We start from the raw sequence: 14,500 nt of genomic DNA, 5'->3' as shown, positions 1-14,500 counted from the left end.
GTAGCCGATCGGTGACGCCTCACTTAACGGGTTCGAGCACGTCCCGGCCGCCGAGGAACGGCTGGAGCGCCTTGGGCACCCGCACCGATCCGTCCGGCTGCTGGTGGTTCTCCAGGATCGGGATCAGCCAGCGGGTGGTGGCGAGCGTGCCGTTCAGCGTGGCCGCGGTCTGCGTCTTGCCGTTCTCGTCCCGGTACCGGATGTTGAGCCGGCGGGCCTGGAACGTGGTGCAGTTCGACGTCGAGGTGACCTCGCGGTACCGCCCCTGCGACGGCACCCACGCCTCGCAGTCGAACTTGCGGGCGGCGCTGGTGCCCAGGTCGCCGGCGGCCACGTCGATCACCCGGTACGGGATCTCGACCTTGGCCAGCATCTCCTCCTCCATCGCGAGCAGCCGCTGGTGCTCGGCGACCGCGTCCTCGGGACGGCAGAAGGAGAACATCTCCACCTTGTCGAACTGGTGGACCCGCAGGATGCCGCGCACGTCCTTGCCGTGCGAGCCGGCCTCCCGCCGGTAGCACGTCGACCAGCCGGCGAACCGCGACGGACCGTTGCTCAGGTCGATGATCTCGTTCGAGTGGTAGGCCGCGAGCGCCACCTCCGAGGTGCCGACCAGGTAGAGGTCGTCGGCCTCGAGCCGGTAGATCTCGCTGGCGTGCGCGCCGAGGAAGCCGGTGCCCTCCATCGACTCCGGCCGGACCAGGGTCGGCGTGATCGACGGGGTGAACCCGTGCTCGACCGCCTGCTGGATGGCCAGCTGGAGCATGCCGAGCTGGAGCAGCGCGCCCACCCCGGTGAGGAAGTAGAACCGCGAGCCGGACACCTTGGCGCCCCGCTCGGTGTCGATCGCGCGCAGCGCCTCGCCGATCTCCAGGTGATCGAGCGGCTTGGCGATCTCCGGTTTCGTGCCGACCTCGCGGAGCACCACGAAGTCGTCCTCGCCGCCGGCCGGCGCGCCGTCCTGCACCACATTCGGCACGGCCAGGTGGGCGCGCTTGAGCGCCTGCTCGGCCTCGGTCACCGCGGCCTGGGCGGCCTTGACCTCGGCGGCCAGCTCCTTGGTGCGCGCCAGCAGAGCGGCCCGCTCGTCGCCGGACGCTCTCGCCACCTGCTTGCCGATGGAGTTCTGCTCGGCCCGGACCGTCTCGAACCGCTGGGTGGACGCCCGGCGCTCCTCGTCGGCGCGCAGCAGGTCGTCGACCAGCTCGGTGGACTCCCCGCGCAGCCGCTGGCTGGCACGGATCAGTTCCGGGTCTTCACGTAGCAGACGGAGGTCAATCACAGTTGTCGAGCGTACCGGTCCGCCGCGCCCCATTTATTGCTGGTGGGGCATGTCCCGGTCGGTCGGGTGGTAGGCGAACGGCGCCGTCGGCATGATGCTCAGTTCCAGCGAGTTGTCCGGTTCGTCGTCGTCCGCGTCCTCCGGTGCCCAGCGCGGCGCGGCGGGCCGCCGGGTCGCGCGCCCGGACAGCCACAGGGCGATCAGTCCCGCGGCCACCCCGGCCAGCGCGCACCACAGGCCGCGGCCGTAGGCCAGCTTCAGGTTCTCCGAGGTCAGGTCGATCGTGTAGAACCGGGCGATCACCCGGGTCGCGTCGTTCATCAACTGGAGCATCGCCAGCAGCAGGGCGAGCAGCATCCCACCGGCGGCCAGGCCGGCCAGCCGGGCGTACCGGCGGCCGCCCTCCGGCCCGAACAGCGCCAGCACCACCGTGATCACCAGGAGGAAGAGCCCGCCGACGTAGGCCGCGCCGATCCCACCCAGGTCGATCAGGTCGGCGGGCAGCATCTTGGTCGCGCCCACCTCGGTGGAGCTGAACTCCAGCCCCTGCACCGTGGTCACCTGCCACTCGGAGATCAGCGAGGCGAACCCGGCGACCGCGCCCAGCCCCGCGACCAGCGGGGCGAGCCGCGCGTCGGCCCCGAGCCCGCGCAGGAACCCGCCGACTCGCCCGGCGCGTGAACCGGACGCTGGTTCCGCAGGACCGAATTCGACCACTGTCTCCGACATGTGATCCATGATGGGCCCTGCGTCGTCAGCCGACCAGCGGCCCGCGGATGGGCTAGCGTTCTGTCCATGCCTATTCGTTCTGCTTCGGCCCGCTGGGAAGGGAACCTCACCGAGGGTTCCGGCACGGTAAAGACTGGCAAGGGCGGTCTCCAGGGGAACTACTCCTTCAAGTCGCGCTTCGAGGAGGGCGAGGGGACCAACCCCGAGGAGCTCATCGCGGCGGCCCACTCCGGCTGCTTCTCGATGGCGTTCTCCAAGGGCCTCGCCGACGCGGGCTTCACGCCCACCTCGGTGGAGACCGTCGCCAAGGTGCACCTCGACAAGACCGATGCCGGCTTCGGCGTCTCCCGGATCGACCTGGAGACCGTCGGCGACGTGCCCGGCATCGACGACGCCACGTTCCAGAAGATCGCTGAGGGGGCGAAGGAGAACTGCCCGATCTCCCGCCTGCTCAGCCCGGGTGCGGCGATCAGCCTCTCCGCGAAACTGGTCTGACTGCCGGCCGCCGGCGCGGCCGGGTGAAAGCCGCGCCGGCGACATCGGGGCACAATGTTCCTCGTGCCGGTCGACATGAGTCGGGAACGCTTCGAGGAGCTGGTCGGTGAGGCCCTCGACGAGGTGCCCGTTGAGCTGCTCTCCTTGATGAACAACGTGGTGTTCCTGGTCGAGGACGCCCCACCGGACGGCAGCGACGACCTGCTGGGCCTCTACGAGGGCACCGCGCTCACCGACCGCGGCTGGGATTATGCCGGCGCCCTGCCCGACCGGATCACCGTCTACCGCCTGCCCACGCTGCGCGTCTGCGACTCGGAGGACGACGTGGTCGAGGAGGTGGCGATCACCGTGGTCCACGAGATCGCCCACCACTTCGGCATCGACGACGATCGCCTCCACGAGCTGGGCTGGGGATAGCCGGCAACCCCTTCGAAGATCAACTTCAAGATCTTCATGGACGCAGGTCCGCTGGGGTACGGACCGCATGCTCCCGCGCGGGCCGGGCGGGCTGATCTGGCCGCTGACGCGTCCATGACGATCAGCCCACCCTTCACTGCCCGCCGTTGGTTCCGGAGATCAAACCCCGAGCTGGTTCTCAGCGCCCTATCCCGGTCCCGGATAGGGCCGTCAGCGCCAGCCGGAGGGTCTCGGGCTGGTCCCCAGCGCCCTATTCCGGTCCTGGGTAGGGCCGTCAGGGCCAGCCGGTCGGTGTCGGGCTGGTTCTCAGCGCCCTATCTCGGTCGTGGATAGGGCCGTCAGGGCCAGCCGGAGGGTGTCGGGCTGGTTCTCAGCGCCCTATCCCGGTCGTGGATAGGGCCGTCAGGGCCAGCCGGAGGGTCTCGGGCTGGTCCCCACCGCCCTATCCCGGTGCCGGGTAGGGCCGTCAGGGCCAGCCGGTCGGTGTCGGGCTGGTGCTCAGCGCCCTATTCCGGTTCTGGGTAGGGCGGTCAGGGCCAGCCGGAGGGTGTCGGGCTGGTGCTCAGCGCCCTATTCCGGTCCTGGATAGGGCCGTCAGGGCCAGCCTGGGTTTCGGCGGGACTGCGGGACCTTGCCCGGCTGGGTGGGCCCTCGGTGCGAGCCGTGAACCGGGGTTACAGGACCTCGCCGGAGCGGAGGCGGTGGAGCCAGGCGGAGGAGTCGGCGAAGTCGGCGTCGGAGAGACTGGCGGGGGCCTGGACCGGGGGCTCGGGGTGCAGGCGGTGGCGGGCGTAGCTGCCCAGGAAGCGGACCTCGGCGCAGATGCGGCGCAGGCCCTGGAGCGCCTCGCCGACCCGGGCCTCGGCCACGTGGCCGGTGCAGTCGAGGAAGAAGAAATACGTCCCGAGCTGCTCGCCGGTGGGGCGCGACTCGATGCGGGACAGGTTGACGCCGCGGACCGCCAGCTCGGTGAGCACCGCGAGCAGCGCCCCCACCTGGTCGTGGCGGATCGACACGGCCAGCGAGGTGACGTCGTCCCCGGTCGGCGGCGGAGGCGTCGCGGGCCGGGTCAGCAGGGCGAACCTGGTGACCGCCTCGGCTCGGTCGGCAACCTTCTCGGCCAGCACGGTGAGCTTGTTGCGTGGGACGCCGATCGGGGCGCAGAGAGCCGCGTCGTACTCCCCGGCGGCCGCGTGCAGCGCCGCGGCGGCGTTGGACAGCACGTCGACCACCACGGCATCCGGCACGTTCGCCTCAAGCCAGTGCCGGCACTGCGCGGAAGCCTGCGGATGCGCCGCGATCGTGCGCAGCCCGGCGAGCGGTTTCAGCGAGTCCGCCGCGAGCACGAACTCGACCGGCAGCAGCACCTCCCGCGCGATCGTCAGCGGGCTCCCGGTGACCAGCTCGTCCAGCGTGACCGGAACGGCCCCGCCCACCGAATTCTCCAACGGCACCAGAGCCGCGTCGGCCTCACCGGCCCGGACCGCCTCGAGAGCCTCAGGCACACTCCGAGCCGGCATCCGCAGTCCATGCTCAGCAGCCGGAATGGTCCGCAGGGCCGCCTCGGTGAAGGTGCCCTCCGGGCCGAGGTAGGTGAATCGCGTGGGCGGCGTTCCGGGCATTCCGCCAGTCTATGACCCCCGAAGTCCACCCCCTCACCCCAGACCGTCCCGTCCCGCCCCTTGGCCACCCGGCAATCCTGCCCGCGCTCGCCGGGTGGGGGCGGTCAGAAACCGCAGACCAGCACTCGGATTCCGGGCGGGGCGGTGGTCTGGACCTGGGCGTTGCAGACGTCGGTACCGGCCGCGACCAGGGTGAGTGTGCTGCCTTTGCCAGTGGCTACCACCATCAGCGGTTCGACCTCGTCGGCGTCAACGCCCGCGATCCCCACCGTGGTGGAGGACCATGTACCGGCGCAGAACGGGCCGTCCTGCACCTTCAGGGTCGCCTTCGGGATACCCGGCTGGCCCTTGATCAGCGCCAGGATCTCCGCCTTGGTCGGCTGGCCGGAGCACTTCGCGGCGTGCGACGGGGTGGGCGTCGGTGAGTTGGTCAGACCAGGGGTACCCGTGGTGGTGGGCGTGACCGTCGGGACGGCGTAGGTCGGAACGGCGTAGGTCGGGACGGTATAGGTGGGGGTGTTGTAGGTCGGCGTCAGCGGCATGAAGGTGGGCGCAGGCAGGGACGCCGAGGGCTGCACGCTGACCGGCGACAGCGGCGGGCTCGTGGGCAGCGGCTCCGGCGGCGCGCCGCAGGCGGCCGTCAGTGCCAAGGCACCCACGACCAGGGGGATATGGCGTGTGTGGGGGAACACGCGCCAATGGTAGGAGTCCGTCCCGGTCCGGGGCCAGATCGGAAGCCGACCGCCCGGGTGTCAGCCGGCGATGCGGTGGCCGGCGGCGGTCAGGGTGTTGACCGCCTCGGTCAGGCGGACCGTGGGGACCAGCAGGTAATCGGTGTCGTACGTGGAGAAGGTGACGATGTTGACCCGGGCCTCGGCCAGCGGGCCCACCAGGGACGCGAGCACCCCGGTCATGGTCAGCTCCAGCCCGGCCACGCGCAGCGCCCGCCAGGCAGTGTCGGCCTCGGCGCCCTCGGGCACCCGGCCGGACGGGCAGATGATGGAGATCTCGTCGAGGCCCCAGGTCACCGAGATGACGCTCTTGTCGTCCGGACCCGTGGTCAGTGAGGCGGGCAGGGTGGAGCCCGCCGGCAGGCGGCACACCGTGTACTCACCCGGTAACAGGTCTAGATCGAGCATGACGGGAGCCTACGTTACGGATCGGTAACACCCAATGGTTGCCGGATGCGGCGAACACCACACCGCCACGGACAAAACGGACTTCAGTAGTGCACCGGGGACAGGAAGGTCATGGAACCGGCCACCCGGTCGCCCGCCAGCAGCGGAGTGGAGATCGCGTCCACGGTCAGCGGCGCTTTCCCGGCGTCGGGCACGACCCGCATCAGGCCGCGGGCCAGCCGCTCGCTGCGGACCGCGAGCAGCGGCGGAATCTTCTCCGCCTCCGGCTCCTCGAGCGGACCGGCGCCGGCCGTGAAGTCGATCAGATGAAGGGTCGTGGTCAGCCGTTTGCCCAGCGCGTCGGCAGGTTTGCCCAGGCCGAGCAGCTCGCTGGCGGACGGTGAGACGGCCAGGATCGCGCCACTGGCGTCGACGACGATGCAGGGCTCGTCGGCCACCGCCACGGTGCCGGACCAGCGCTCGATGCTGGTGACGAACTCGGCCTCGGCCGGTGTGCGTGCCTGGGGGACGAACGCTCCCGAGAGGGAGAGCTCAACATGCGCCACCCGCTCCTCCTCGCTTCCGTCGCGCCGGCCGTGGCGCCCCGGAGGACCGGGACGCCATGTCGGCGACGTCGCAAGGAACGTTACCGGCGGGTCGGCCGCTTGTCAGCGGCCGTCTGTCCGTTGCTGTACCAACGGTAGTCACCGTTCGGCCGATAGGGTGCGTTCGCCCAGGTGGCCGGGTTGCTGGCGACGGCTGAGAGTTTGCTCGCGGTGGCCGCGGAGATGCGGGCGCCACCGGCGAGGAGCAGGCGGTCGAGCTCCCGGTCGGTGGCGACGAGACAGTCTTTCGGCAGGCCGTGGACGCTGATCACGCCGGAGCCGACGAACGTGAGGACCGGGGTGACCGGCACGTTCAGGCCGACGGCGGCGGACAGCGCCTTGGCCGCCCGCTTGGCGTCGCGGCGGGCCTCCACCACGAACTGCGGGCGCTTGCCGTTGATCTGGACGACGTCACCGGCGATCAGCACGCGGGCCCGGCCGTGGTCGGCGACGGTCACCGCGTAGACCCCACCGGGCCCGATCGCGAGGAAGCCCGCCCGGTCGTCGGCCGGGTCGGGCTCGTAATAAGACTGGGACAGGTCGGTGCGCGGCCAGTCCACGATGTGCCAGGCGGAACCGAGACGGTCGAGCCTGGTCAGAGCGCGGGCTCCGGCGGCCTCCATGCGGCGCGCGCCGCGCTCGGCACGACGACGCCGCGCCCACTCCATCGGGGTGAGACGCGGTTCCAGATCGGTGCCCGGTGAACTATGGCTGACCGGGGTCAACGCTTTGCTCGTGGACGGAACGGGCAGGGCAGGGCGGGCAGGGAAGACAGTCACTTGCGACCTCCGGCAAAAGGTCTTCTCGGGCTGGCTTTCTTTTCCAACTACCGTACGTGCTCGAACCCTCACGGAACAGGGTGACGGGTGGGAAAGAAAGACGAATGAGTGTGGATGAATACCGCATTCACGGACAACGTGTTCTTGCGGATGGTGCAGACCGACGCCTGTACTGGCTCGAACAGCAGCGGGTTGCGGTTTCGTCGCACTCTGCCAAGTTAGCTCTGTCGTCCGTTCGATGCATGCCCGTCCCAAGATCTAGTCGCTCTGTCATCGAGCGGTAACATTCGGTGCGGGCTAACGTCGAGGTCGTGTACGTCGACAGTGAAGTCAGCCGCCTCCACACCGTCCTGCTCCACCGGCCGGGCAAGGAGCTCGCCCGGCTCACGCCGCGCAACAGCGGTTCGTTGCTCTTCGACGGCATCCCGTGGGTCGGCCGCGCCCAGGAGGAGCACGACCGGTTCGCCGAGGCGCTGCGCTCGCGCGGGGTCGAGGTGCTTCATCTGGACCGGTTGCTCGCCGAGACGCTCGCGGTGCCGGCCGCCCGCGCCGAGCTGACCGCCGGGGTGCTCGCCGATCCCCGGCTGGGTGACGGGCTGCGCGCCGGGGTGGCCGGATATCTGGCCGATCAGGATCCGGAGCGGCTGGCCGAGGTGCTCATCGCCGGGCTGGCGCACGAGGAGGTCAAACCGGGCGGCGGCAGCCTGGTCTACGAGATGCTCCAGCCGAACGACTTCGTCATCGACCCGCTGCCCAACCTGCTGTTCACCCGGGACTCCTCGGTCTGGGTGCGTGACCGGGTGGCGGTGACCAGCCTGGCGATGCGGGCCCGGCGCCGGGAGACCACGCTCACCCACGCGGTGTACCGGTTCCACCCGCGGTTCGCCGGCACCGAGCTGCTCTACGACCCCGCGCTGGAGCACGTGGAGGGCGGCGACGTGCTGGTGCTCGCGCCCGAGGTGCTCGCCATCGGGGTCGGTGAGCGGACCACCCCGGCCGGAGCCGAGCGGCTGGCCCGCCGGGTGCTCGCCGCGGGCCTGGCGCACACCGTGCTGGCCGTGCCGATCGCCCAGGAGCGGGCCACCATGCACCTGGACACCGTCTGCACCATGGTGGACGCCGACGCCGTGGTGATGTACCCGATCGTTGCCGACACCCTGCGAGCCTGGACGATGACCGCCGGTCCCGGGGACGAGCTGGTGGTCCGGCACCCGCGGCCGTTCTTGGAGGCGGCCGCCGAGGCGATGGGCATCGACCACCTGCGCGTCATCGACACCGGGCTGGACCCGGTCACCGCGGAGCGCGAGCAGTGGGACGACGGCAACAACACCCTCGCGATCGCGCCCCGGTTGTGTGTCGCCTACGAGCGCAACGTGGAGACGAACGCGCAGCTGGAGCACGCCGGCATCGAGGTGGTCCGGATCCAGGGCTCGGAGCTGGGCAGCGGCCGCGGCGGCCCGCGCTGCATGAGTTGCCCGATCCAGCGCGCCCCGCTGGAGCAACCCTGACAGAAGATGTCAGGTATCCGGGCTTAGCGTCCCGGCATGAGCCTGGAGAGCAACAACTTCGATTTCTTCGTCGGCACCTGGACCTCGACGCAGCGCCGCCGCAAGAAGATCCTGGCCGACTGCGACGAGTGGTACGAGCTGACCGCCACCGCGCGCTGCTGGAACGTCTTCGACGGCGCCGGCAACATCGACGAGGTCACCTTCGACGGTGACTCGGCGCCCGGCATGACCGTGCGCCTGTACGACGCGGCCTCCGACCAGTGGTCGCTGTACTGGACGCGCAGCGGCACCGGCGTGCTGCCGCTGCCGGCCACGGTCGGCCGGTTCGAGCAGGACGGGTGCGGCCGGTTCTACGACGACGAGGACTGGGAGGGCCGGCCGATCCGGGTCCGGTTCCTGTGGTCCCGGATCACCGCCGACTCGTGCCGCTGGGAGCAGGCCTTCTCCACCGACGGCGGCGTCACCTGGGAGACCAACTGGATCTCCGACTTCACCCGAGTTTCCTGACCATCGACGTGCTCGGGGGTTTCGGTGACCACCCGCGGACAATGAAGGGGTCGGCGATCGCTCTGGACGCGCCAGCGGCCAGATCGCCGACCCCGGCCCGCGCGGGAGCATGCGATCTGCACCCCAGCGGACCTGCGTACATGAAGAATTTGATCTTCGTGGGAAAGCTCAGCGGAGGGTCAACTGGCGGCCGATCAACCCCTGGCGGGCGCGGCGGGCGGCGGCGTCGAGCGGCTCGGTGATCGCCAGCGTGTCCTGGTAGCGCTTGGCGAAGTCGGCCAGCGGCGCCTCCCAGTCGGCGGCCTCCGGCTCGCCCGGAATGTCCCAGACCGGCACCAGCAGACCGTGCGCCCGGAACATCCCGGCGAACTTGGTGTCGTCGCGCAGCAGCAGCTCACCGGCGGCGGAGAGGCGGGCCAGGGCGTCCAGCGCCCGGTCCTCGCCGTCACCCAGCACCCAGCGCACGTGGCCCTTGTCCGGCGCGATCCGGCACCAGTACGCCGCCCGGGCCGCGGCCAGCCGGACGGTCGGGTAGATCGACGCGTTCGCCCGCTCCAGCGACGCCTTCACGCTGGCGTCCTGCAGCTGGTCGGCGTCCAGCCAGTACTCGAAGCCGTCGTGCATGGTGATCTCGAGCGGGCCGTCGACCAGCACGTCCTGCAGGCGCGGGCCCTCGCCGGGCAGCGCCGGCACCGACACCGGGTCGCCCGGGGTGGTGCGCAGCGCGGCGAGGATGGCCACGGCCAGGTCGCGGGAGACGTCGCCGGACTGCACGTGCCGCTGCAAGCCGATGAAGACGGCGCCGTCCCGGCGGGACATGGCCGGCCAGGCCATCGGCAGCACGGTGGAGAGGGTGACGGGACGGTCGCCGTACTCCTCGACGATCTCCGGCTTGAGGGTCAGCGGAGCGGAGGCGGCCGGGACCAGCTCACGCAGCGCGACCCATTCGGGCTCGTCGGCCAGGCCCTCGAACGGGCGGGCGACGAAGATGTCGCGCACCTTGGTCTTGGGGGCGGACTCGCGGTTACGACGCTTGCTCACGAGGGACCAGCCTAGGCGCTGTCACCCGAATTGCGGTGACCTGGGCCACCCGTGTCCTCGGTATTCGGCGTTGACCTGGGCAAACGGGAACGGGCGGTGACCGATGGCCACCGCCCGTGCATGTGCTTCAGCTGCTTTGCGGCTTACCAGCCGTCGCAGATGGTGGTGCCCTTGGAGATCACCGGGGTGTAGAAGTTGCCGGCCGAGGAACCGCTGGAGTTCTTGGTCTCCATGTGGCCCTGGAGGCAGTCGCCGAGGATGCTGGCGTTGTTCCAGACGGTCGACTTGGTCTGCCCGGAGGAGATGGACTGCCAGGCGCCCGGCGAGGTGGCGGAGCCCTTGACGTGGCTGCCGTAGGAGAACCGGACGGAGAGCGCGCTGCCACCGGTCTTGACGTACTTCACGTCGACGCCGGTGAAGTTGTTGATGTAGCGGATGCAGACGCTGCCGTTGGTGAGGCTGCTGCAGTACCACTTGCTGTCGGTGACCCTGGTGTAGTCACCACCGGTGCTGAGCACCGTGACAGAGCCGGCGTCCGCGGCCGACGCCGACGCCGGGACGGCGACGACACCCAGCGCGACGGACATCATGACCGCAGCCATTGCTTTGAAACGCAACGAAACCTCCCGTTAGGAACACCCGGGCAGCAAGATCATCTGCCCAGGGCGAACCGTACAGGGGCATTCATGTACTTGCAACAAGTAATATTTACCGACTTAATGTTATGGAAACGGCGCGCCGGGCGTTATGGATGACAGCGGCGCGGAGCGGTCAGGCGCGGGGGAGGCGCACCTCGGCGACGGTGCCGCCGCCCTCGCGCGGGCGCAGCGACACCCAGCCGTGCTGGCGCTCGACCATCCGCCGGACCAGGTAAAGACCCAGGCCGGCGCCCGGGTGGTGGTGCCGGTCGCCGCCCTCGGCCTGCCAGTACCGCTCGAAGGCGCGTTCCACGTGCTCCGGCGCGATGCCGACGCCCCGGTCGGCGACCCGGAACCGCAGCACGTCGTCGTCCATCCCGGCGCAGAGCTCGACCGTGGTGTCCGGCTCCGAGTACTTCTCCGCGTTCGTGGTCAGCTCGGTGAGGATGGTGGCGATCGAATCCCGATTTCCGTACGCCTTCGGCAGGTCGCCCGGCATCTGCCCGAACTTCAGCCGGCGCCGCAGGTCGGCCGGCAGCTCGCCGACCGCCTCGCGCAGTGCCTCGACCAGGTCGAACGGGCCGGCCGGGGCGGAACCCACCACACCGTCGTCGCTGGCCGCGGAGAGCAGCCGGTCGACCAGCCGGGCCAGCTCCCCGGCCCGGTTGCCGATCACCCGGACGGCCTCCCGGCGGCCCGGCTCGCCGAGGGTGTCCCAGTGGTTGGTGAGGGTGTCCGCGTACCCCTTGATCACCGTGACCGGGGTGCGCAGCTCGTGGCTGGTGACGGCGACCCAGAGGTCCCGGTCGGCCTGCGCGTCCGGCGCGGGCGCCGGGTGCACCGGCAGCCCGGCGCCCAGGCCGTAGAGCCGCCCGATGTGACCGGCCAGCAGCTCCAGCACGGCGTGGTGCTCCGGACCGGGCTCGCCCGCGTCGGCGCCGAAGTAGACGTGCAGCGAGCCGGTGAACGTGTCGCCGGCCTCGCACCGGGCGCCCAGCATGTGCCGCAGGTCGCCGCCGTCGATCTGCCGGGCGAACTCGTCGTTCACCGAGTCCAGCGGGATCAGCAGGGTGCGGCCGGTGCCCTCCAGGCGGCGCTCCACGCGGCGGCCGATCGCCGGCTCGCACACCCCGGTGGCCGCGATGATCCGGCCGTGGCCGCTCGCATACTCCGCGAAGCCGGCGCCGCGCGCGCCGAGCACGTCCTGGGCCAGCCGGACCAGCTGCTGGAGCACGGGCAGGCCGGACTCCCCGGCGTTCACGCGGTCGAGGACCGCGATCTGACCCCGGGTCAGCGCTGGGTAGTCGGGACGGTCCGGCATGTCTGCGAGTCTGCCTCGCTCCTCAACGGTGAGCAGCTGTGTCCACGGTCACATCTGTGCCAGGTGGTCGAGAACGAATTTCGGCCGGTCACTGATCACGCCGTCCACCCGGTGGCGCAGGACGAGCTCCAGGTCGGCCGGCTCGTTGACGGTCCAGACGTACGTCCGGTGCCCGGCCGCCCGCATCGCCGGCAGCAGCCCGGGCCGGCTGCGGACCAGGTCCACGCCGGGCCCGGCGATCCGCGCGCCGAACGGCAGCTTGCCCTTGCCCACCCCGGGTGGCAGCAGCTCCAGCAGGTAGACGGTGGGCACGCCGGGTGCCTGGGCGCGGATCCGGCGCAGCGCGAGCGCCGCGAACGACATCACCGTCACCTGGACCGGGTCGTCCGGTTTCGGCTCGGCCAGCCCGAACCGGCGCAGCATCCCGACCAGCCGGCGCTCCACCTCGGCGCCGTACCGGGACGGGTGTTTCGTCTCGATCAGCAGGCGGACCGGCCGGCCGCTGTCCCGGACGGCCTCGAGCAGTCGTTCCAGGGTGAGCAGCCGGCTCAGGTCGGGCAGCTCCTCGTCGGCCGGGTAACCCGGGTGCCAGGAGCCGTAGTTGTACTCGTCGAGCTGGGCCAGGGTGCGCCGGCTGACCAGACCCTTGCCGTTGCTGGTGCGGTTCAGCCGGCGGTCGTGCACGCAGACCAGGTGCCCGTCGCGGGTGAGCCGGACGTCGCACTCCAGCCCGTCGACGCCGTCCTCCAGCGCGCGCAGGTACGCCCCGAGGGTGTGCTCGGGCAGCGCGTCCGCGCCACCACGGTGGGCGAAGACGAGAGGTCGGTACGCGCTGGTCACAACACCCGGGCCGACTGCCCGTCCTCGCTCACCAGGTCACGCCCGTGGGCGGCCCAGGACTGCATCCCGCCGTCGAGGTTGCGCACGTTGTCCCAGCCGTTGTTCATCAAGTAGGCCACCACCTGGCCGGACCGGCCGCCGGCCCGGCAGATCACCACGACCTCGCCGTCCGCGGGCACCTCGGCCATCCGGGCCGGCACCTCCATCATCGGCAGGTGGTGGGCGCCGGGCGCATGCCCGGCGACCCACTCGTCCGGCTCGCGAACGTCGAGGAGGTAGGCGTCGGCGCCGACCTGATCCGGGGTCACGCTGGGTACCTGAGGTCCGAACACGGCATCCAGCGTACGGGTTCGGGTCGGGTCAGGACTTCTTGACCGGGTTCGCCGCGAGGTAGTCCGTCATCTTGTCGGACTTCACCGCCTCGAACAGGGCCAGCGCCTTCTCCCGGTCGGAGACCACCACGGACTGCCCGTTGATCGTCTCGCTGCCCTTGTTCGGGCTGGTCAGGAACGTCAGGTTGTCCGAGCGCAGGCTGCGGAACTGCAGGGCGACATCCTTCAGCGAGAAGTCCTGGTCGACGGTGACGGCGGCGGCCACCGCGGTGAGGAAGTCGTCGAGCTTGCCGGGGCTGGTCAGCGTGCCGCTGCTGGCCGCCTTGTCCAGGATCGCCTTGAGGAACTCCTGCTGGTGCTTCTGCCGGGCGAAGTCGCCGCGGGCGAACTGGTAGCGCTGACGCACCCAGTCCAGGGCCTGCGCACCGTTCATGTGCATCATGCCCTTCTTGAACACCCGGTGCGGCTTGTGGATCGAGGTGATCGTCTGGTCGACGTAGAGGTCGACGCCGCCGAGCGCGTTGGTGACCTCCTTGAAGCCGCCGAAGTCGATCGCCACCACGTGGTCGATCTTCACGCCGGTCAGGCACTCGACGGTGTGCACCGCGCGGGGCAGGCCGCCGAACGCGAACGAGGCGTTGATCTTGGCTCGGGAGCCGTCGCTGCACGCCGCGCCGTTGGCTTTCGGCACGACCACCCACAGGTCCCGGGGGATCGAGATGAGCTGGGCGCTCTTGTGGTCGGCCGGCACGTGCATGAGCATCAGCGTGTCCGCGCGCCAGGCGTTGGCCTGGTCCTCCTTGGCGTCCGGATCGCGCGAGTCGCTGCCGACCAGCAGGATGTTGAGCGCGCCCTCCACCGTCTTGGCCGGCCGGTCCGCGGTGATCCCGGCGAACGCGTCGGTCCGCTTGAGGTCGTCGTCGATGCCGTTGACGTAGTTGACCGCGTAGATCCCGCCGATGACCGCGAGGACCAGCACCACGGCGCCGGCGACCAGGGCGATCCGGCCCCAGCGCGGCTTGGTGCGCCCGCCCTTGTAGGAGCCGCCGCTGCCGTAGGAACGGCCCCGCTCACCGGGCCCGCCCGGGGAGACCGGGCGCCCGGACGGCGGGACGGAGGCCCGTCCGGAGGAGTTGCCGCTGGGAGAGGTGGTGGCAGACATGGCACCAGGTTAGGTCGCAACGACCAGCTATCCGGCGGCACGACATGGTTCGGCACGAACGTGGGAGGACCCGGGCCGGCGCGGCGACGACGCCGGCCCGGGGG

17 protein-coding genes are annotated in these 14,500 nt (G+C 70.7%); 4 read left to right on the top strand and 13 right to left on the bottom strand.

From position 1 onward, the window contains the following. Nucleotides 1-19: 19 nt before the first annotated feature. Both serS and Aiant_RS20790 read right to left on the bottom strand, forming a co-directional pair. Entirely contained in the window at nt 20-1,282 is a 1,263-nt protein-coding gene (gene serS / locus Aiant_RS20795; protein WP_189332069.1) for a serine--tRNA ligase, read from the bottom strand. Between the two features lie 33 nt (nt 1,283-1,315). Further along, nucleotides 1,316-2,011: a hypothetical protein gene (locus Aiant_RS20790; protein WP_189332070.1), complete on the bottom strand. Its 696-nt coding sequence runs from the start codon at nt 2,009-2,011 to the stop codon at nt 1,316-1,318. A gap of 66 nt (nt 2,012-2,077) precedes the next feature. Here Aiant_RS20790 and Aiant_RS20785 point away from each other — a divergent pair, with 66 nt between their 5' ends. Further along, nucleotides 2,078-2,506, top strand: a complete 429-nt coding sequence (locus Aiant_RS20785) for an OsmC family protein (protein ID WP_189332071.1) — start codon at nt 2,078-2,080, stop codon at nt 2,504-2,506. Nucleotides 2,507-2,560: 54 nt separating this feature from the next. After that, nucleotides 2,561-2,923, top strand: a complete 363-nt coding sequence (locus tag Aiant_RS20780; RefSeq protein WP_189332072.1) for a metallopeptidase family protein — start codon at nt 2,561-2,563, stop codon at nt 2,921-2,923. A 674-nt stretch (nt 2,924-3,597) separates the two neighbouring features. On the opposite strand, the gene pheA is transcribed toward Aiant_RS20780, so the two are convergent. The 5 genes from pheA to Aiant_RS20755 form a co-directional block, all read right to left on the bottom strand. Beyond that, the gene (gene pheA, locus Aiant_RS20775; protein WP_189332073.1) at nt 3,598-4,545 is read right to left on the bottom strand and encodes a prephenate dehydratase; all 948 of its coding nucleotides are present in this window, start codon (nt 4,543-4,545) and stop codon (nt 3,598-3,600) included. A 104-nt stretch (nt 4,546-4,649) separates the two neighbouring features. After that, complete coding sequence (locus tag Aiant_RS20770; protein ID WP_189332074.1) at nt 4,650-5,237, bottom strand: hypothetical protein; 588 nt, start codon at nt 5,235-5,237, stop codon at nt 4,650-4,652. A 60-nt stretch (nt 5,238-5,297) separates the two neighbouring features. Continuing rightward, a complete protein-coding gene (locus Aiant_RS20765; protein WP_189332075.1) occupies nt 5,298-5,684 on the bottom strand; it encodes an ACT domain-containing protein in 387 nt (128 codons plus the stop codon). An 83-nt stretch (nt 5,685-5,767) separates the two neighbouring features. Next, nucleotides 5,768-6,229, bottom strand: coding sequence for a PAS domain-containing protein (locus Aiant_RS20760; protein WP_189332076.1), 462 nt, complete (start codon nt 6,227-6,229; stop codon nt 5,768-5,770). An 80-nt stretch (nt 6,230-6,309) separates the two neighbouring features. Next, a complete protein-coding gene (locus tag Aiant_RS20755; protein ID WP_189332077.1) occupies nt 6,310-7,047 on the bottom strand; it encodes a hypothetical protein in 738 nt (245 codons plus the stop codon). 311 nt (nt 7,048-7,358) lie between these two features. Here Aiant_RS20755 and Aiant_RS20750 point away from each other — a divergent pair, with 311 nt between their 5' ends. Both Aiant_RS20750 and Aiant_RS20745 read left to right on the top strand, forming a co-directional pair. Then, nucleotides 7,359-8,555: an arginine deiminase gene (locus Aiant_RS20750; RefSeq protein ID WP_189332078.1), complete on the top strand. Its 1,197-nt coding sequence runs from the start codon at nt 7,359-7,361 to the stop codon at nt 8,553-8,555. Nucleotides 8,556-8,591: 36 nt separating this feature from the next. Then, on the top strand, nt 8,592-9,062 hold the full coding sequence (locus Aiant_RS20745) for a hypothetical protein (RefSeq protein ID WP_189332079.1): 471 nt from the start codon (nt 8,592-8,594) through the stop codon (nt 9,060-9,062). 168 nt (nt 9,063-9,230) lie between these two features. On the opposite strand, the gene Aiant_RS20740 is transcribed toward Aiant_RS20745, so the two are convergent. The 6 genes from Aiant_RS20740 to Aiant_RS20715 all read right to left on the bottom strand — a co-directional run bounded on the left by Aiant_RS20740 (nt 9,231) and on the right by Aiant_RS20715 (nt 14,396). Further along, a complete protein-coding gene (locus Aiant_RS20740; RefSeq protein ID WP_189332080.1) occupies nt 9,231-10,103 on the bottom strand; it encodes a DUF5926 family protein in 873 nt (290 codons plus the stop codon). Nucleotides 10,104-10,246: 143 nt separating this feature from the next. Continuing rightward, on the bottom strand, nt 10,247-10,693 hold the full coding sequence (locus tag Aiant_RS20735; RefSeq protein ID WP_189332081.1) for a hypothetical protein: 447 nt from the start codon (nt 10,691-10,693) through the stop codon (nt 10,247-10,249). 181 nt (nt 10,694-10,874) lie between these two features. Then, nucleotides 10,875-12,062: a sensor histidine kinase gene (locus tag Aiant_RS20730; protein ID WP_189332082.1), complete on the bottom strand. Its 1,188-nt coding sequence runs from the start codon at nt 12,060-12,062 to the stop codon at nt 10,875-10,877. Nucleotides 12,063-12,110: 48 nt separating this feature from the next. Continuing rightward, the gene (locus Aiant_RS20725; RefSeq protein ID WP_189332083.1) at nt 12,111-12,902 is read right to left on the bottom strand and encodes a glycerophosphodiester phosphodiesterase; all 792 of its coding nucleotides are present in this window, start codon (nt 12,900-12,902) and stop codon (nt 12,111-12,113) included. Beyond that, nucleotides 12,899-13,234 carry a rhodanese-like domain-containing protein gene (locus Aiant_RS20720; protein ID WP_185038367.1) on the bottom strand — a complete coding sequence of 112 codons (336 nt, stop codon included), beginning with the start codon at nt 13,232-13,234 and terminating at the stop codon, nt 12,899-12,901. Before Aiant_RS20720 ends, Aiant_RS20725 begins: the two co-directional genes overlap by 4 nt. Nucleotides 13,235-13,262: 28 nt before the next feature. Then, the gene (locus tag Aiant_RS20715) at nt 13,263-14,396 is read right to left on the bottom strand and encodes an LCP family protein (RefSeq protein WP_189332084.1); all 1,134 of its coding nucleotides are present in this window, start codon (nt 14,394-14,396) and stop codon (nt 13,263-13,265) included. Between the last annotated feature and the right edge of the window lie 104 nt (nt 14,397-14,500).

It is taken from the genome of Actinoplanes ianthinogenes, from assembly GCF_018324205.1.
Classification (GTDB): Bacteria; Actinomycetota; Actinomycetes; order Mycobacteriales; family Micromonosporaceae; genus Actinoplanes; species Actinoplanes ianthinogenes.
Note: the sequence above shows the minus strand (reverse complement) of the source record. Positions and strands in the feature narration are given on the sequence as shown.